The 17,671-nt window shown below is 75.2% G+C and carries 13 protein-coding genes; 7 read left to right on the top strand and 6 right to left on the bottom strand.

Annotated features, from left to right (window positions below):
- Positions 1 to 60: 60 nt before the first annotated feature.
- The 3 genes from OP18_RS40170 to OP18_RS40160 all read left to right on the top strand — a co-directional run bounded on the left by OP18_RS40170 (position 61) and on the right by OP18_RS40160 (position 3,048).
- Complete coding sequence (locus OP18_RS40170) at positions 61 to 582, top strand: hypothetical protein (protein ID WP_033364413.1); 522 nt, start codon at positions 61 to 63, stop codon at positions 580 to 582.
- 215 nt (positions 583 to 797) lie between these two features.
- The gene (locus OP18_RS40165) at positions 798 to 2,447 is read left to right on the top strand and encodes an MFS transporter (RefSeq protein ID WP_081971521.1); all 1,650 of its coding nucleotides are present in this window, start codon (positions 798 to 800) and stop codon (positions 2,445 to 2,447) included.
- Positions 2,448 to 2,490: 43 nt separating this feature from the next.
- Entirely contained in the window at positions 2,491 to 3,048 is a 558-nt protein-coding gene (locus OP18_RS40160) for a hypothetical protein (RefSeq protein ID WP_211273821.1), read from the top strand.
- Positions 3,049 to 3,067: 19 nt separating this feature from the next.
- Here the strand turns inward: OP18_RS40160 and OP18_RS40155 are convergent, their stop codons facing one another.
- From OP18_RS40155 to OP18_RS53730, 3 genes are all read right to left on the bottom strand, one after another.
- On the bottom strand, positions 3,068 to 4,438 hold the full coding sequence (locus OP18_RS40155) for a WD40 repeat domain-containing protein (protein ID WP_033364411.1): 1,371 nt from the start codon (positions 4,436 to 4,438) through the stop codon (positions 3,068 to 3,070).
- Positions 4,435 to 4,941, bottom strand: a complete 507-nt coding sequence (locus tag OP18_RS40150) for a SigE family RNA polymerase sigma factor (RefSeq protein WP_033364410.1) — start codon at positions 4,939 to 4,941, stop codon at positions 4,435 to 4,437. Before OP18_RS40150 ends, OP18_RS40155 begins: the two co-directional genes overlap by 4 nt.
- An 80-nt stretch (positions 4,942 to 5,021) precedes the next feature.
- Positions 5,022 to 7,442, bottom strand: a complete 2,421-nt coding sequence (locus OP18_RS53730; RefSeq protein WP_052388039.1) for a SpoIIE family protein phosphatase — start codon at positions 7,440 to 7,442, stop codon at positions 5,022 to 5,024.
- Positions 7,443 to 7,757: 315 nt separating this feature from the next.
- Here OP18_RS53730 and OP18_RS40140 point away from each other — a divergent pair, with 315 nt between their 5' ends.
- Positions 7,758 to 9,494, top strand: a complete 1,737-nt coding sequence (locus OP18_RS40140) for a S8 family serine peptidase (protein WP_081971519.1) — start codon at positions 7,758 to 7,760, stop codon at positions 9,492 to 9,494.
- 43 nt (positions 9,495 to 9,537) lie between these two features.
- Here the strand turns inward: OP18_RS40140 and OP18_RS40135 are convergent, their stop codons facing one another.
- The 3 genes from OP18_RS40135 to glgX form a co-directional block, all read right to left on the bottom strand.
- A complete protein-coding gene (locus tag OP18_RS40135; protein ID WP_033364409.1) occupies positions 9,538 to 10,128 on the bottom strand; it encodes an STM3941 family protein in 591 nt (196 codons plus the stop codon).
- A gap of 105 nt (positions 10,129 to 10,233) precedes the next feature.
- The gene (locus OP18_RS40130) at positions 10,234 to 11,439 is read right to left on the bottom strand and encodes a carboxylate-amine ligase (protein ID WP_081971518.1); all 1,206 of its coding nucleotides are present in this window, start codon (positions 11,437 to 11,439) and stop codon (positions 10,234 to 10,236) included.
- Between the two features lie 71 nt (positions 11,440 to 11,510).
- Positions 11,511 to 13,670: a glycogen debranching protein GlgX gene (glgX, locus tag OP18_RS40125; RefSeq protein ID WP_052388038.1), complete on the bottom strand. Its 2,160-nt coding sequence runs from the start codon at positions 13,668 to 13,670 to the stop codon at positions 11,511 to 11,513.
- A gap of 266 nt (positions 13,671 to 13,936) precedes the next feature.
- Here glgX and wrbA point away from each other — a divergent pair, with 266 nt between their 5' ends.
- The 3 genes from wrbA (at position 13,937) to OP18_RS40110 (ending at position 17,595) form a co-directional block, all read left to right on the top strand.
- Entirely contained in the window at positions 13,937 to 14,542 is a 606-nt protein-coding gene (gene wrbA / locus OP18_RS40120) for an NAD(P)H:quinone oxidoreductase (RefSeq protein ID WP_033364408.1), read from the top strand.
- A 168-nt stretch (positions 14,543 to 14,710) separates the two neighbouring features.
- Complete coding sequence (locus OP18_RS40115) at positions 14,711 to 15,211, top strand: MFS transporter (protein WP_033364407.1); 501 nt, start codon at positions 14,711 to 14,713, stop codon at positions 15,209 to 15,211.
- 95 nt (positions 15,212 to 15,306) lie between these two features.
- Positions 15,307 to 17,595 carry a putative bifunctional diguanylate cyclase/phosphodiesterase gene (locus OP18_RS40110; RefSeq protein WP_245635692.1) on the top strand — a complete coding sequence of 763 codons (2,289 nt, stop codon included), beginning with the start codon at positions 15,307 to 15,309 and terminating at the stop codon, positions 17,593 to 17,595.
- Positions 17,596 to 17,671 lie beyond the last annotated feature (76 nt).

Below are 17,671 nucleotides of genomic sequence, written 5' to 3'. Positions count from 1 at the left end.
ACTATAGCTGGGCCGACAAGAATAGTTCTGTTCTATCTAACCGGTCGCCAGGCTGGACGCATGAGCACACAGCAGCAGTTCCGCCTCGGCGTCGACATCGGCCGGGTCATCATCGGCGGCGGCGCCGCCGGCGGCGCCGACACGCAGTTCTTCAGCGGCGACACCGCCCGGATGCTGGCCACACCGGCCGTGCCCGGGGCGTTCGAGGCGCTCGCCCGGCTCGTGCCGCGCTTCGAGCAGGTGTGGCTGGTCTCCAAGTGCGGCGAGCGGGTCCAGCGGCACACTCGCCAGTGGCTCACGCACCACGATTTCTCTGCCCGAACCGGGATCCCGCCCGAGCACCTGCGCTTCTGCCTCAAGCGCCCCGAGAAGGCCCTGCACTGCGCCGAGCTCGGCATCACCCACTTCGTCGACGACAAGCTCGACGTGCACCAGGCCCTGCGCGGCGTCGTGCCGTACCGGTACCTGTTCGGCCCGCAGCCGGCGCCGGCGCCGGACTGGGTACGGCACACCGAGACCTGGCCCGCCGCCGAGGCGGCGATCCTGGAGAGCCTGCCGTCCATGTCGGACATGGCGTGCTGACGGTCAGATCGAGGGTCGCCGCCGCCCGCGCGAACCGGGCGAGGTGATCTGGTTCCTGGCCTCCCTGGCCGCGTCCGGCGACAGCGGCGCGGTCCTCGACTGCGACGGCGGCAGCGGCTCGCGCACGACGGAGACGGGCGTAACTCTCCCGGCTGCCCCCTCGTTGACCTGTTCAGGTGCAGCAGCGTGAACGACGGCGTGGGGGTCCTTGGCGGATGTTGATGCGAAGCGCGGCGCCGGCGGCGTCCAGATCGAGGGCGGCCACGACACTGGCCGTCGCGGTCGTCGGATACATGCTGCACTACTGGACGTGGATGCTGGTCGGGCCGATCGGCCCGCAGCTGGCGTACCGCCACGGCCTGACGCCCAGCACGTGGGCCGTGCTCGGCCTCGCCCCGCTGGTGGTCGGGGTCGTCGTGCGCGTCCCCGCCGGCGTGCTCACCGACCGCTACGGCGCCCGGGTCGTGCTGCCCGCCGTCAGCGTCGCCACGGCCCTCGCCGTGCTGGCCCTCGCGGCGGTCGACGGGCTGTCGGGGCTGCTCGTCGTGGCCTGCGCGATCGGGATCGCCGGTGCGGCCCTGCCCGCCGGCACGGCCGCGGTCGTGCGGGCCTTCCCGGCCGGGCGCCGCGGCATGGCGCTGAGCGTCTTCGCCGCCGGCATGGGCACGGCCGCGGCCTCCGGCGTCGTCTCCCGGGCGTTGCTGCACGTCGACCGGGCGCACGGCCTGCTGATCCTGGCCGGCGCGCTGCTCGGCTTCGGCGCCCTGGCGGCGGCGCTCCTGCGCGACGGCCCCTACCCGCAGCCGCATCAGGGCACGACGTGGTCCGCGGCGGCGACCCTGCTGCACCGGCCCGCGACACGCTACCTCGCCGTCTGGTACGGGGTGTCCGGCGGCGGCATCGTCACCCTCGACCTGTACCTGCCCGGGTACCTGCACCGCACGTACGGCATCGACCGGACCTCGGCGATGGTGCTCGCGGCCGCCGGAATGTTCGTCGGCGCGGCGGCCGGCCCGTTCGGCGGCTGGCTCTGCCGGCACCGGACCCCCACCACCGTGCTCGGCACCTGCTTCAGCGCCCTCGCCGGATCGCTGCTGGTCCTCGCCTTCGACCCGCCGGGCTGGGTCGGGCTGCCCGCCCTGGCCGTCGTCGCGCCCGCGCTCGGCACCGCGTTCGGCAGCGTGCTCGCCCTCATCGGCCGCACCGCGCCGCCCGCGCAGAGCGGGACCATCGCCGGGGTGCTCGGCGCCGTGGGCAGCGCCGTCGCGCTGTTCCCCCCGCTGCTGCTCACCATCGGTGGCGTCGGCGGCTCGTACACCATCGGGCTGATGCTGCTGGCCGGCACGGCGATCGTCGGCGGGAGCAGCCTGCGGGCGCGCCGCACCTGGATCGGCGCCGCGGTCGCCTTCCCCGCCCCCACCGTCGTCGCCGCGCAGTCCGCCACCACGGTGGTGTCCCTCGACGGGCGGCAGGTCCGCGCCTACCTCGGCGACGTCACCGCCGCCCTGGCCGCCCTCGCCACCCGGCACGAGCTCGCCGTCGTCTACGCCGACCCCGATCCGTCCGGCGGCAGCGGCCTGGGCTTCCCGCTCGTGGCCGGGCTGCGCCAGCACCTGCCGGCGCACACCGTGCTCGCCGTCACGGCCGAGACGCCGCCGCACCCGCACGAGACGGCCGCGATCACCGCGATGATCGACGCCGGCACGATCCCCGTCGTCCTCGTCGCCGGCACCGACCCCACGCCGATCGCCATGCTGGTGGCCGCGGCCGTCGACGCCGACCAGGTGCTGCAGCTGACCCGGGACCGGGTGGAGGGGCTCATCCCGTACCAGCGGACGCCGGTGAGCGGCCTGCGGGCCCGGTAGCCACCGGCATGCGATGATCGACAGGGCACGATAGATTCGCCCGATGCCGGTCCGGGACGTGCACCTCCTCGCCCTCCACGAGCCCTACCACTCCCCGCGCCACCCCGTGCCGATCAACGGCACGATCGTGCACGCGCTGACCCTGCTGCACCCCGCCGTCCCGCAGCCGGACGGCGGCCACATGTACCGCTGCCTGACCGAGTTCCCCGGCCGCACCGAGGGCTGCCTGGTGCCGCTGTCGACGCTGACCTACGAGCTCGACGGCGGCCGCCTGTGGGACGACGTCGCCGACTGGGAGTACGTCGTGGACGTCCTCGTCGAGCTCACCCGCGCCGAGCAGTGCGACGCGATGCACCTGGGCCTGCCCGACCACAAGGTCACCATGCTCGTCAACGGCCCGGAGACCGTGTACTCGTTCATCGAGCCGGACGGCGGGCGCAGCATGCGCGGCCCCGCCGACCGGCAGCGGGAGGTCGACGAGCTGACCGGCAAGGTCCACGAATTCGTCGCCCGGGGCGGCCCGTTCTGGCCGGGCAACGGCCTGGTGCCGCCCCCGAGCCGTCCCGTGCTGCCCTGGTACCGCCCGGCCACGCGGCACTGACGAGCGGCCCGGCCGAGCGTCACCACGGGTTCGTGGCGCCGCCGTCCACCCACCGGCCCGGGCGGCGGCGGCCGCGGATCCAGCGGTACACGAGGAACGCCAGCAGTGCGAGCACCGCGCTCACCGCGGTCACGGTCACCGTCGTCCAGCGCGGCCACGGCCCCCGGTCGGCGTCGGCGGGCCGGACCACCAGCGCCGGCAGCAGGCCGGTCGCCATCCGGATCTCGAACGCCTGACACGTCTGCAGGCCCAGCTCGCAGGTGCTGCCGGGGTCGAAGCGGCTCAGCAGGGCGCCGGGGCCGCCGGCGACCGGCAGGTCGCGCAGCTCGCCGGGGCCGTCACCGGCGGCGACCTGGGCGACGACCCGGTCCGGGGCGCGCCAGCCGAGCATCTCCTCGGCGGCGAGCGGCTCCGGTACGGGGCCGCCGGCGCCGGTCGCGTCGACGAACACGATGCGCCGGTGGTACTCGGTGACGTCCGGCCCGCCGGGGCTGGCGACGGCGCCGGTCGCGGCGAGCAGCCGGCCGTCCGGCGACCAGCCGGCGTGCGTGGTGAGGATGTGCTCCGCGGGCAGCTCGACGGTCCGCACGTCCGTGCCGGCCCGGTCGACGATGCGCACCTGCGGGCCGGTCTGCACCGCGATGCGCTGCCCGTCGGGGGAGAACGCCGCCGCGAAGACCGGGGTCACCGCGCTCAGCGTGCTGCTGCGGCCGGTGTCCAGGTCGGTCAGGACCAGCACCCCGGTCCGGCGTGCCTCGCCGGCCACGTCGGCGTACTGGTCGCTCAGCGGCATCGGCACCGCCGCGTACGCGAGGGTCCGGCCGTCCGGGGAGAACGCCAGCGGCAGCGCGCCCGCGGGGGACGGCAGCGGCACCGACCGGCGCCGGCCGGTGCGCAGGTCGACCAGGGTCAGCGCGTCGACCGCGTCGACGCTGGCGGTGACGACGGCGGTCGTGCCGTCCGGCGACAGCAGCCACGGCCGGATCCCGCGGCGGCCCTCGGCGGCGTCCAGCTGCCGGTACGTGTCGCGGTCCGCGCCCAGCGCCAGCGGCTGGAACAGGTTGAACAGCTCGCCGCTGCCGAACTGGTACAGCATGACCGCCCGCCCGCCCGGGGAGCGGCTGACGGTGCTGGTCAGCGTCGAGTACGGCGCGATGCGCTCCGGCAGCGACGGCGGCCCGGCCGGCCCCTGCGGCACCGCCGGCACCGACGGCCGCGGCCCGGGCAGCACCAGGGCCAGCCCGGCGACGAGCACGGTCAGCACGCACAGGACGGCCGCGGCCCGGCGGCGGCGGACGGAGGCGCGGCCGGCGGCGACGAGCCGCTCGACGTACTGCGGGGGCAGCGGCGGCTCGTCGAGCGCGGCGGACCGGAACAGTTGCTCGCTCACCGTGGCTCCCATGCGTAGTCGGGCATCAGCCGCCGCAGCGCCGCGATGGCGTGCGACGTCTGGCTCTTCACCGTGCCGGTGGAGCAGCCGAGGACCTGCGCGGTCTCGGCGACGTCGAGCCCTTCCCAGTACCGCAGCACGAGCACCGCCCGCTGCCCCGGCGCCAGCCTGCCCAGCGCCGCGTGCAGGTCGATCCGGCGTTCGGCGAGCGGCTCGCTGGGCGGACCGGGGTGCTCGTCGGGCTCGGCGAACAGCCGCACGTTGCGCGACCACCAGGTGCCGCGCTGCTGCAGGAACACGTTGACCAGGACCTGCCGCACGTACGCGTCGGGGGAGTCGGCGGCGCTGACCCTGGCCCAGTGCCGGTACAGCTTGATCAGCGCGCCCTGGACGAGGTCGTGCGCCTCGTGCCAGTCGCCGCACAGGTGGTACGCGGTCCTGCGCAGCGCGAGCACGCGACTGCTCACGTACTGCACGTAGGCGTGCTCCTCGTCGGCCCGCATGCGGCTCCCTTCCTGCTCACCTCCTGGATCGCGGCACCGGGCCGGCCGGTTGTGCCGGCACCGGAGAAATTTTCGCCGGCTCAGGCGAGCGGCAGGTCGAACCAGACGAGCTTGCCGCCGGTCGGGACCGGCTCGGAGCCCCAGGCGGCGGCGAGCCGCTCGATGATGAACAGCCCGCGGCCGTTGTCGGTGTCGGCGTCCGGGTCGCGGGGCTGCGGCGGGCGGGTGCTGGCGTCGTGGACGGTGACCCGCAGCAGCTCGCCGAGGCGCAGCTCGACGGTGACGTCGCCGACCGTGTGCTGGATGGCGTTGGTGATGACCTCGTCGAGCAGCAGCAGCGCGTCGTCGACGACCTGCCGCTGGCCCCAGGCGGTGAGCATGTCGGCGGCGAAGCGGCGGGCCGCCGACGCGCTGATCGCCTCGCCGCGGAAGCGCCGCCGCGCCACGGGCTCGCCGGCCGGCGGCGTGTCGCTGGTCAGGCACAGCAGGGCGACGTCGTCGCTGCGGGGGCGCGGGCCGACGTCGCTGCCGAGGACGTGCTCGAGGGTGCCGCCCGGGTCGCGGGTCGGCGCCGCGCTGAGCGCCTCGACCAGCTCCCGCAGGCCCCGGTCGATCGGGTGCCGGCGGTCCTCGACCAGACCGTCGGTGTACAGCAGCAGCGTCGCCGCCGGCGGGATCAGCAGGGTCGTGTCGAGGTAGACGGCGTCCGGGGTGACCCCGAGCGGCGGCCCGGTCCGCAGCCGCAGCGGCCCGGCACCGTCCGCGGTGCGCAGCATCGGCGGCGGGTGCCCGGCCGTGACCGCCGTCATCGTGCCCTCGGCGGGGTGCAGCTGCAGGTAGCAGCAGGTGGCGATGGTGTCCGGGTGCATGTCCAGCAGCAGCTGGTTCACGTGGTGCACGACGCTGGCCGGGTTGTGCCGCTCCGTGGCGTAGGCCCGCAGCGCGTTGCGGACCTGGCCCATGGTCGCCGCGGCGGTCGCGTTGTGCCCGGCGACGTCGCCGATGACCACGCCGACCACGCCGTCGCCGAGGTCGATGATGTCGTACCAGTCGCCGCCGACGTCGGCGCCGTGCGTCCACGGCAGGTACCTGGCGGCGTGCCGCAGCCCCGGCACCTGCGGCAGGGTGGCGGGCAGCAGCGCCCGCTGCAGCGCCGAGGCGAGCGAGGTGCGGGCCTCGAACAGCAGCGCCCGCTGCAGCGCCTGGGCGCCGAGCCCGGCGAGTGCCATCAGCGTCGCCTGCTCGTCGTAGTCGAACTCGCGCGGGTTGCGGTACCCCACGACGAGGCTGCCGAGCACCTCACCGGCCACGGTCAGCGGCAGGAACGCCCACGCCTGCCGTTCCCCGGCCGGGACCGCGGTCGCCGGGTCCGGTTGGGCCGCCCGGAACTGCGCCAGCGACGTCAGGTACAGCGGGTGCCCGGTCCGCGCCACGGCCGTGGCCGGGTACGGGTGGTCCAGTGGCAGCTCGCGCAGCCGCTCCACGACGTCGGGCTCGTAGCCGTCGTGGTACCGCAGGTACAGCCGGTGCTCGTGCAGCAGCAGCAGCGCCAGGCCCTGGCCGCCGGCCGACGGGCGCAGCACGGCGCCGATCGCCGCATACACCTCGGCCGTGGTGCTCGCCGCGACCAGCGCGGTCGTCGCGGTCTGCAGCGCCGTCGCGCGGGCCGCCGCCTCCGTGGCGCGGGCCGCGGCCTCCTCGGCCTTCTCCGCCACGGCGGCGAGATGCCGCTCCTGCTCGACCTGGTCGGTGACCTCGCGGAACGACACGGCCACGGCGGGGGTGCCGGCACCGGCCCGGGCGATCTTGATCTCCCACACCTGGCCGGCGCGCGGGAACGCCCGCTGCTCGCGGATCGTCCCGCCGGTCTCGGCCACCGACCGGTACCGGTCGAACAGGCCGCTGTCCCAGCTGCCGGGGGAGATGTCGCTGAGCTTGCGGCCGATGACCGCCTCGGCGGCGCGCCCGGCGAGCTGCGCGCCGAGCTGGTTGACGTAGTCGCAGACGAAGTCGACGATCGCGCCGGTGTCGTCGGTGACCGCGCGCAGCAGCGTGAAGCCGTCGAACGCGGCGTCCAGCGCGTCGTAGAGCCGGGTGCCGCCGCCGGACTGCGGGGCCACGGTCACCTGCCGGAGGTCGACGAACCGCACCCCGAACCCGTCGCCGAACGGGCTGATCCGCAGCTCGAAGTGGCCCCGCAGGGTCGGCAGGTCGTAGTAGACGGTGCGGCTCAGCGGCTGCCCGGTCTCCGCGACGGCGACGTACAGCGACAGCGTGCCGTCGTGGACGGTCTCCGGCCACAGCTGCCGGTAGCGGCCGCCGACCAGCTCCTCGCGGGGCCGGCCGACGAACCGGCAGCCGGCGTCGTTGATGTACATCAGCTCGAAGTCGACGATGCGGCCGTCCTCGCGCACGGACCTGGCCAGGACCCAACCCTGCCGGTCGTCGTCGAGCATCGCCAGCAGCCGCGCGTCCGGGAGCCCGCCGGCGTCGTCGAGCACGGGCCCCTCCCCCTCCGCAGCGCGCCACCGTGACACACCGTCATCATCTCCCATCGGCGCAGCCACGTCGAACCGTGCGCCCGCCGGGTCACCCGCGTGACGGCGGCCGCCACGTGGCGCCGGCGCGGGCGCGTACCTGCCCGGACGGGTGCCGTGCGGTGCGGTCCGGGTGCGGTCCGGGTGCGGCATGGTTGCCACGCCGGTCGATATGGCGGGCGTCACGGCGGCAGGGGCGCGGACCGGCCGACCGGCTGACAGGCGGACGCCGCCGGGCACCGCACGATCGAACGGAACGCACCGTCAGATGGAGGTTTGATGCGTCCAGGTTCCCTGCTCAAGGCCGCTGTCGCGGCGACCGCGGCGACCGGCCTGCTGGCCGGCCCGCTCGCCACCGCGGCGGCCGCCGCGGCCCCACCGGCGCACGCCGCCGCGCCGCTGCTGCCGGTCATCGTCCGGCACGACGGCACCGGCGCCGCGGAGGCGGCCGTGGCCCGCACCGGCGGCACGGTCGGGCGGCACCTGGACCTGGTGGGGGCGTTCACCGCCGAGATCCCGCCCGGTGCCCTCGCCGCGCTGACCGGCGCGCCGGGCGTGCGGGCCGTCACCCCCGACGGCGAGGTGCGGCTGCAGGCCGACACGTGGAACGCCGACGAGGACCAGCACTCCCTGTACAGCTTGACCCAGTCGATCGGCGCGCAGCAGGTCTGGACGGCCACGGACGCCGGCGGCGCGCGGCTCACCGGTCAGGGCGTCGGCGTCGCCGTCGTCGACTCCGGCATCGCGCCGGTCGCCGGCCTCGACGCGCCCGGCAAGGTCGTCAACGGCCCCGACCTGTCGTTCGAGTCGCAGACCCCGGCGCTGCGCAACCTCGACACGTTCGGCCACGGCACGCACATGGCCGGCATCATCGCCGGCCGCGACACCGGCGTGCAGCCCGGCCAGGAGGCCGACCGGAAGCAGTTCGTCGGCGTCGCGCCCGACGCGCACCTGCTCAACATGAAGGTCGCCGCGGCCGACGGCGCCGTCGACGTGTCCCAGGTGATCGCCGCGATCGACTGGGTCGTGACCCACCGCGACGACCCGGGCCTCAACATCCGGGTGCTCAACCTGTCCTTCGGCACCGACTCGACCCAGGACCAGCGCCTCGATCCGCTGTCCTACGCGGTGGAGGCGGCCTGGAAGCAGGGCATCGTGGTCGTGGTGTCCGTCGGCAACGACGGGCTGGCCGAGACCCGCGTCGGCATGCCGGCGCAGAACCCGAACGTCCTGGCCGTCGGCGCCGCCGACCCGCTCACCACCGCCGACCGCGCCGACGACGTCGTCGCCGACTTCAGCACCGGCGGCGACGCGACCCGCCACGCCGACCTCGTCGCCCCCGGCAAGTCGGTGGTGTCGCTGCGGGTGCCGAACGCGTACATCGACGCCGCGTACCCGCAGGCCCGCATCGCCGAGGACCCGGCGCAGCGGTACTTCCGCGGCAGCGGCACCTCGCAGGCCGCCGCCGTCGTGTCCGGCGCCGCCGCCCTGCTGCTGCAGCAGCGCCCCGACCTCACCCCCGACCAGGTGAAGACGCTGCTGACGAGCACCGCCGACGCGATGCCCGCCGGTGACGTCGTCGCCCAGGGCGCCGGGCAGCTCGACATCGCCGCCGCCGTCCAGGCCCCGACGCCGGCCGCGTCGACCCGGACGTACCTGCCGGCCACCGGCCTCGGCTCGCTGGAGCTGTCCCGCGGCACGTCGCACGTCGCGGACCCCGACACCGGCGCCGAACTGACCGGCGAGGTCGACATCATGGGCCAGGCCTGGACGCCGGCCGGCTGGGCGCAGGTCTGCACCACCGGCACCGCCTGGGACGGCGACACGTGGAACGGCCGCACCTGGTCGGGCCGTACCTGGTCGGGCAGCAACTGGGCCGGCCGCACCTGGTCGGGCCGCACCTGGTCCGGCGCCGTCTGGGACGGCCGCACGTGGTCCGGCCGGACGTGGTCCGGGCGCACCTGGTCGGGCCGCACCTGGTCGGGGCAGACCTGGTCGGCCAGCTCCTGGAGCTGACCCGGCACGCGGCGGGGCCTTCGACAGCGCTGTCGGCAGGCCCCTACGCGGTAGCGTCGCGGCGGTACCGCTCCAGCAGCGCGACGAACTCCTCGCCGGGGCGGTCCAGCCACACGCCGGCCAGTGCGACGTCAAAGCCGAAGGTGGCCCGGTAGTAGCGGATCTCGTCACCGTACGAGCGCACGTCGCGGGCGAACTGTCGCATGCCGCGGGTGCCGCGCAGGCTGAGCAGCGCGGCGAACGGAAGCAGGAACCGGCGCATCGCCGCGTTGGCGTCCGGCGGTGCCGAGGCGATGTACCGCTCCGGGTCGCGCAGCCGGATCTGGACCATCCCGCCCGGCTTCGGCTGCCACGTCACCGCCTCGATGTCCGCCCAGCCGATGGTCCCGCCGTGCCGCAGGCGCAGCCCGTCCGGGGCGAGGGTGACCTGCGACCCGCCGTGCCGCACGGCCTGCGCCAGCACGAGCAGCAGGCCGCCGCCGAAGAACGCGATCGACAGCAGCCCGGCGAGGGTCTCCTCGAGCCCGCCGGACGCCACCAGGTAGCCGCCCGCGACGGTGAACCCGGCGGCGCCCAGGGCGGTGAGCAGCAGCCGGCCGGTGCGGGGGCGGATCACGAGCGGCTCGGGGCTCATGCCGACGCAGCCTACCGCCGCCGCCGTCCGGCCGTGGGCCGGTGCCGCACCGGCAGGCCGGCCTCGCACAGCGGCCTCGGTCCAAGTCGGCGACGGCCGCCGGGTTCAGCGGGACCGGTCGGCCGGTGCCGGGACGGCCGGCAGCGGCCCGGGCGGGTCCGCCACCGTCAGTTCCGCGAGGTCGGCCAGCACCGCCCGGATGTCGCCGGTACGGCGGTGGACCCGGCGCTGCCGGGCCGCCCCGGTGCCGTGCTCGCGCAGCCGGGCCAGCTGGGCCGTCACGAACGCGGCGTCGCCGTGGCGCAGCAGGGCCGGCCGGACGGCGGTGAGCAGCTCCGCGACCAGGTCCCAGGCCGGCCGGGCGGTGCCGGTGCGCGGGTCGATGAGGTGGCCGTCGAGCCCTTCGTGGGCGGCCTGCCAGTGCGCGGCGTCGAGCAGGCAGTCGCGGACCGGGACCGCCGGCCGGCCGGCGCGGATGTCCTCGACCGCGGTGGCGACGAGCGCCCGGACCAGGGCCGCGACGAGGACGGTGTCGCCGACGCCGGCGCAGACGTCGCCGACGCGGACCTCGACGGTCGGGTACCGCGCGGAGGGGCGCGCGTACCAGTACACCATCGCGTCGTCGATCATCGCGCCGGAGCTGACGAGGGCGGCGACGGTCGCGTCGTAGTCGCCGGCGTCGTCGAAGTGCGGGGTGGGCCCGACGCCGGGCCAGCGGCGCAGCTGGGCGCAGCGCCAGCTCGCGTAGCCGGTGTCGGCGCCGAGGTGCAGCGGCGAGTTGGCGGTCAGCGCCTGCACCACCGGCAGCCGCTCGCGCAGCCGGTTGCAGACCTGCACGGCCAGCTCGCGGTCGGCGACCCCGACGTGCACGTGGCAGCCGCACACGCCCGGGTCCGTGGCGACCGGCCCGTACCGGCGCACGATCTCGTGGTAGCGCACGCCGTCCGGCACGCTCGCGCGGTGCGGGTCGGCGACGGGGGTGGCGCCGATGGCGACGAGCCGCGCCCCGGCGGTGGCGGCCGCGGCGGCGGCCATCCGGCGGTGCCGGGCCAGCTGCGCGGCGAGGTCCGGCAGGCCGGTGCACACGCCGGTGACCATCTCCAGCATGCTGCGGCGCAGCTCCAGCCGGCTCTGCCCGCGCACCGCGTCGGGCAGGGCGGCGATGACCCGCTCGGCGGCCGCGACGGTGCCGCCGGTCTCGGGATCGAGCAGCAGGAACTCCTCCTCCACCCCGACGGTCAGGCGGGCCGCGTCCACGGCGCGGGCCGGCACGCCGGGCGCGCGGGGCGGTGGGAGCCGGTGCAGGACCATGACGTTTCCCCGTTCCAGCGGTGGCCGCCGCCCACTACCCGGCCGGGCGGCGGACCAACCATGCCCGCCGGTCAGCAGTCCTCGGCGTCCTGCCCGGCCGGGCACTGCAGGACCAGCACGGCACGGGCGGCGGCGTCGACCTGGCTGCCGGGTTCGCCGCCGGGTTTGCCGTCGGCGGGGACGTCGGTGGCGCTGATGACGGCGGGCGGGCACCCGTCGGCGGTGTCCAGGACGGTCCGCCACGCGCCGCCGTACTCCGGGCCGGGCAGCGTGAACGTGACGTCGTCGGCGGTCGGGTTGAACAGCAGCAGGAACGAGTCGTCGAGGATGGGCTCGCCGAGGGCGTCGCGTTCGTAGATGCCCTGCCCGTTGAGGTACACGGCGACCGGTGCGGCGGTGTCGCCGGACCAGTCCTCGTCCCGCATGGCCCGGCCGTCGGGGTGCAGCCAGGCGACGTCCTCGACGGCGCCCTCGCGCACCGGCCGGCCGTGGAAGAAGCGGCGCCGGCGGAACACGGGATGGCACGCGCGCAGCCGGGTTACCCCGGCGGTGAACCGCGTCAGCGCCGCGTGCTCGCGGGCCGCGTCCCAGTCGACCCAGGCCAGCTCGTTGTCCTGGCAGTACACGTTGTTGTTGCCGTGCTGGGTCCGGCCGAGCTCGTCGCCGTGCACGATCATCGGCACGCCCTGGGACAGCAGCAGCGTGGCCAGGAAGCTGCGGATGCGCCGCTGCCGCAGCGCGACGATCTCCGGGTCGTCGGTGGGGCCCTCCGCGCCGCTGTTCCAGGAGCGGTTGTGGCTCTCGCCGTCGCGGTTGTCCTCGCCGTTGGCGTCGTTGTGCTTCTCGTCGTAGGACACGAGGTCGGCCAGGGTGAACCCGTCGTGCGCGGTGACGAAGTTGATGGAGGCGACCGGCCGTCGGCCGTCGGCCTCGTACAGGTCCGGCGAGCCGGCGAACCGGGCCGCGAACTCGCCCAGCACATCGGGCTCGCCGCGCCACAGGTCGCGCACCGTGTCTCGGTACTTGCCGTTCCATTCCGTCCACAGTGGAGGAAACCCGCCGACCTGGTAGCCGCCGTCGCCGACGTCCCACGGCTCGGCGATGAGCTTCACCCGGCTGACGACCGGGTCCTGGTTGACCAGGTCGAAGAACGCCGCCAGCCGGTCGACCTCGTGGAACTCGCGGGCCAGCGCGGAGGCCAGGTCGAAGCGGAACCCGTCGACGTGCATCTGCGTCACCCAGTAGCGCAGCGAGTCCATGATGAGCCGCAGCGACTCCGGGTGGCGCACGTTGAGGCTGTTGCCGGTGCCGGTGGTGTCGTAGTAGTACTGCGGGTCCTCGTCGACGAGCCGGTAGTAGGCGGCGTTGTCCAGGCCGCGGAACGACAGCGTCGGGCCCAGGTGGTTGCCCTCGGCGGTGTGGTTGTAGACGACGTCGAGGATGACCTCGATCCCGGCCTGGTGCAGCGCCTTGACCATCGACTTGAACTCCTGGACCTGCCCGCCGTGGCCGTGGAAGGACGCGTAGCCGTTGTGCGGCGCGAAGAAGCCGATGGTGTTGTAGCCCCAGTAGTTGGACAGCCCCCGCTCGGTCAGCCCGCCGTCGTGCACGAACTGGTGCACCGGCATCAGCTCCACCGCGGTCACCCCGAGCGAGCGCAGGTGCTCGATCATCACCGGATGCGCGAGGCCGGAGTACGTGCCGCGCACGTCCTCGGGGATCCCCGGGTGCCGCACCGTCAGGCCCTTCACGTGCGCCTCGTAGATGACGGTGCGGTGGTACGGGATGTGCAGCGGCGTGTCGTTGGCCCAGTCGAAGAACGGGTTCACCACGACGGAGCGCATCGCGTACGGCGCCGAGTCGTCGTCGTTGACCGCGTCCGGGTCGTCGAACCGGTGCCCGAACAGCGCCTCGTGCCACCGCGCCTGGCCGTCGATCGCCTTGGCGTACGGGTCCAGCAGCAGCTTGTTCGGGTTGCACCGCAGCCCTGCCGTGGGCTCGTACGGGCCGTGCACCCGGTAGCCGTACCGCTGGCCCGGCACGACCCTGGGCAGGTAGCCGTGCCAGACGAACGCCTCCCGCTCGGGCAGGTCGATCCGGGTCTCCGTGCCGGCCTCGTCGAACAGGCACAGCTGCACCCGCTGGGCGACCTCGGAGAACACCGCGAAGTTCGTGCCGCCGCCGTCGTATGCGGCACCGAGTGGATACCGTGATCCCGGCCAGATCCTCATGTGCTGCCATCCCTCGCATCGGGTCGGTGCGGCGGCACCCGCCCGCGGCGTGACCTGGGGGCAGCCGGGTGTCAGGAGCGGGGCCAGGGGGACCGCCGCACCCGTAGGGGTGATCTACCCGCCGGTGGGCCGGTCAACCGGCCGCCGGCCCGGCGTGTCGGCCACCGCCCGCAGAACCGGTTGTTTAGCCACCCGGCGGTGTGCGTAGAGGGATCAGGTGCCGCCCGTCGGTGGCGCGGACAGCGTGAACGTCGAAGGGAACACCGATGACCCAGGTCAAGCTCGCCGTCATCTACTACTCCTCGACCGGGACAGTGCACGCCATGGCCGAACGCCTCGCCGCGGCGGGGGAGAAGGCCGGCGCCGAGGTCCGCCTGCGCCAGGTCGACGAGCTGGCGCCCGCCGAGGCGATCGCCTCCAACGCGGCCTGGAGCCAGCACTTCGACCGCACCAAGGACGAGCCGCGGGCCACCGCGGACGACGTGGTGTGGGCGAACGCCGTGCTGTTCGGCTCGCCGACCCGCTACGGCAACATCTCCAGCCAGCTCAAGCAGTTCCTCGACACGCTCGGCCCGCAGTGGTCCCAGGGCCTGCTCGCCGACAAGGTGTACGCCGGGTTCACCGCCTCGATGACCGCGCACGGCGGCCAGGAGTCGACGCTGCTCGCCCTGTACAACACCATCCACCACTTCGGCGGCGTGGTCGTCGCCCCCGGGTACACCGACCCGCTGAAGTTCACCGACGGCAACCCGTACGGCGTCTCGCACGTCACCGGCGGCGGCAACGACGCCCCGCTGGGCGACGCCCAGCTCGCCGCGCTCGACCACATGGCCGCCCGCGTCGTCGCGATCGCCGGCAAGCTCGCCGCCTGACCGCCTGACCGCCTGACGGCCTGGCCACCGGCCCTCCGCCGCCCGGCCCGAGGCCGGGCGGCGGTGCGCGTGGTGTCCGTCACGGCCCGCCCGGCCGTCCCGGGGCAGAATGAGGGCGATCAGGCCGCGAGTGGAGGGCACCCTGAGCGTCATCGACGAGCGCCTTGCATGACGGTCGCCGGGCGGGACGCGGCGGGCTGGTCGCGGCCGGGGGAGGCCGGGCTGGCGCTGACCGCGTACCTGGTCACCGTGGCCGCGCTCATCCCGGTCAGCGGCTGGCTCGGCGCCCGGTTCGGCGGCCGCCGGGTGTTCCTGCTCGCGGTCGCCGGCTTCGTCGGCGCCTCCGTGCTGTGCGGGCTGAGCACGTCGCTGGCGATGCTGGTCGCGGGCCGGGTCGTGCAGGGCGTGGCCGGGGCCATGATGGTGCCGGTCGGCCGGTTCATCGTGCTGGCCGGCACCGCCAAGACCGACCTCGTGCGGGCCGTGGCGTGCCTCGGCGCGGTCCCCGTCGCGGTGGGCGCGGCCCCGCCCGGACACGTCCAGGTCGACCCGGACGCGGAGCGCCGGCTCGAGGACGCCCTGAGCGACGCCCTGGACGGGGTCGCCGTGCTGCAGGACTCGACGGTGGTGCGCGACACCGTCGGGCAGTGGGTCATCGGGCGCAGCTAACCCCGGCTCCGCACGCGGGTTGCGGTTGCGTGGCAGGACGGTCGCGGCGAGGGCATCGGTTCATGGCGCCGGGGCCGCGGCCGATGGTGGACGTCGTGACCGTCGACCACCGCGCCCCGCTGCGCCACGTCGTGGCCACCTTCGGCATCCCGGTCGCTGGTGGGCTGTGGTACGCCGGGTGGCTGGCCACCGGCGTCGGGCCGTTCGCGGTGGCGTACCTGGCGTTCCCGCTCGGCTGCGCGGTCGCCGCCGCGGCCGTGCTCGACCTGCTGCGGCGCGCCCCGCTCACCGGCCCGGCCCGGCGGTTCTGGCGGCTCATGCTGGTCACGTACGGCTGCGTCGGCGGCGGCTACGCCGGGCTGGCCGTGCAGGGCTTCCGGGACACGTCGGTGGTGCCGCCGATGCCCATGGCGGTCGCGGTGACAGCCGGCGTCGGGTTTCTCGCCGCGATGTGGGCGATGGCGCGGGCGCCGCTCGGCATCGCCGGCGTGGGGGAGCGCTGGCGGCAGTGGCTGGACCGGGCGATCGCGTTCCTCGGGTGCGGCACGATCCTGTTCCACTTCGGCCTCGCCCCGATGATCGCGGCCTCCGACCTGTGGAGCACCCAGACGGTCGTGCTGCTCGGCATGTCGTTCGCGCTCGCCGTCGGCGGCATCACGAAGGTCACCTACATCCGGGGCGGCCCGATCGACCGGTCCGCGCTGCGGCTGATCGGCTTCAGCGGCCTCGTCGGCGCCGCGGTCGCGCTGCTGCTGGTCCTCGGCGGCGACCCGGGCACCGTGCCGGCGCAGGCCGTGGTCATGCCGGTCGCCCCGGCGCTCGGGGCGCTGGCCGTGCGCCGGCAGTGGCGGCCCGCCGCCGTCCGTCCCGCGCGGGCCGGTACGTGGCTGCCGTACCTCGCCGTCGCCGCCGTCGACGTGCCGCTCATCGCGGTCATCCCGGGCGTGCTCACCCCCGCCGACCAGCTCGTGATCGTGGCGTCGGTCCTGGTGACCGGCCTGGTGACGGTGCGGCAGTTCGTCGCCTTCCGGGAGAACGCCCGGCTGCTGGCCGAGAAGCGGCTCACCCAGCGGCGGCTGGAGCACGACGCCACCCACGACGGCCTGACCGGCCTGGCGAACCGCGCGCTGTTCCGCCAGCGGCTCGCCGCGCGGCTGGCCGACGGCGACGCCACGGTCCTGCTGGTCGACCTCGACGACTTCAAGACGATCAACGACTCGCTCGGCCACGAGGTCGGCGACCACCTGCTCATCGCCGTCGCCGACGTGCTGCGCGCGCAGAGCGGCGCCGACGGCCTGCCGGTCCGCCTCGGCGGCGACGAGTTCGCCGTGCTGGTGACCGGCGCGACCACGCTCGGCGAGACCGTCGCGCAGCGCATCCTGGACGCGTTCGCCGGCCCGCTCAGCGAGCACCGGCTGCTCGCGCACGCCAGCATCGGCATCGCGACCGCCCCCGCCGGCACCCCGCTGGACCGGCTGCTGCGCGACGCCGACGTCGCCATGTACGCCGCCAAGCAACGCGGCAAGGCCAACTGGGTCCGCTACCACGACGGCATGGCCCGCCCCGTCGCCAGCCACGCCCAGCTCGGCGGTGAGCTGCGCCGCGCCCTGGACGCCGGCGAGTTCACCGTGCACTACCAGCCGATCGTGGCCCTGCGCACCGGCCGCATCGTCGGCGTCGAGGCCCTCGCCCGCTGGGAGCACCCGACCCGCGGCATGATCCCGCCCGCCGAGTTCATCCCCGCCGCGGAGAGCACCGGCCTCATCGTGCCGCTGGGCCGCTGGGTGCTGCGCGAGGCGTGCCGGCAGATGGCGCGGTGGCTCGCCGAGTTCGGCCCCGACGCCCTGCAGAAGGTCGGCCCCAACGTCTCCGTCCGCCAGCTGCACGACCCCGACTTCGTCGCCGACGTCCGGGCCGCCCTCGCCGACTCCGGCCTGCCCGCCGACCGGCTGGTGCTGGAGCTGACCGAGTCGGCGGTGCTGCGCGGCCAGCAGGTGTCGCGCGCCCTGTACCAGCTGCACGAGCTCGGCGTGCGGCTCGCCCTGGACGACTTCGGTACCGGCGAGTCGTCCCTGAGCCTGCTGCGCTCCTTCCCGGCGGCCATCATCAAACTGGACAAATCGTTCGTCGACGGCATCGAGCTCGACCCGCCGGGCCTGCCCGAGGCCGACGCCGGCCAGGCGGTCGCCCGGGCGGTCGTCCAGCTCGCGCTCGCCCTCGGCCTGGACACCATCGCCGAGGGCATCGAGAACCAGGCGCAGGCCGACCGCCTGGTCGAGCTCGGCTACTCCGTCGGCCAGGGCTACCACCTGGCCCGCCCCATGCCGGCCGAGGGCATGACCCGCCTGCTCGCCGCCCAGCGGCACCTGACCAGCTCCGTCTGAGCCGCTGGACCCGGCCGCCGGCCCGGCTGTCCGTCGCGCCGCCCCGACCGCGCGCCGCCCCGACCGTGCACCGGCA

Origin of the sequence: Dactylosporangium aurantiacum (genome assembly GCF_000716715.1) — a bacterium.
Taxonomy (GTDB): domain Bacteria; phylum Actinomycetota; class Actinomycetes; order Mycobacteriales; family Micromonosporaceae; genus Dactylosporangium; species Dactylosporangium aurantiacum.
The sequence above is the reverse complement of the archived record's forward strand: the minus strand, read 5'-3'. Positions and strand labels throughout refer to the sequence as shown.

Excerpts from the sequence above, each read along its gene's own strand:
- OP18_RS40170 (WP_033364413.1), top strand. The coding sequence starts at position 61 with ATGAGCACACAGCAGCAGTTCCGCCTCGGCGTCGACATCGGCCGGGTC.
- OP18_RS40165 (WP_081971521.1), top strand. The coding sequence starts at position 798 with ATGTTGATGCGAAGCGCGGCGCCGGCGGCGTCCAGATCGAGGGCGGCC.
- OP18_RS40160 (WP_211273821.1), top strand. The coding sequence starts at position 2,491 with ATGCCGGTCCGGGACGTGCACCTCCTCGCCCTCCACGAGCCCTACCAC.
- OP18_RS40150 (WP_033364410.1), bottom strand. The coding sequence starts at position 4,941 with ATGCGGGCCGACGAGGAGCACGCCTACGTGCAGTACGTGAGCAGTCGC.
- OP18_RS40140 (WP_081971519.1), top strand. The coding sequence starts at position 7,758 with ATGCGTCCAGGTTCCCTGCTCAAGGCCGCTGTCGCGGCGACCGCGGCG.
- OP18_RS40135 (WP_033364409.1), bottom strand. The coding sequence starts at position 10,128 with ATGAGCCCCGAGCCGCTCGTGATCCGCCCCCGCACCGGCCGGCTGCTG.
- OP18_RS40130 (WP_081971518.1), bottom strand. The coding sequence starts at position 11,439 with ATGGTCCTGCACCGGCTCCCACCGCCCCGCGCGCCCGGCGTGCCGGCC.
- glgX (WP_052388038.1), bottom strand. The coding sequence starts at position 13,670 with ATGAGGATCTGGCCGGGATCACGGTATCCACTCGGTGCCGCATACGAC.
- wrbA (WP_033364408.1), top strand. The coding sequence starts at position 13,937 with ATGACCCAGGTCAAGCTCGCCGTCATCTACTACTCCTCGACCGGGACA.
- OP18_RS40115 (WP_033364407.1), top strand. The coding sequence starts at position 14,711 with ATGACGGTCGCCGGGCGGGACGCGGCGGGCTGGTCGCGGCCGGGGGAG.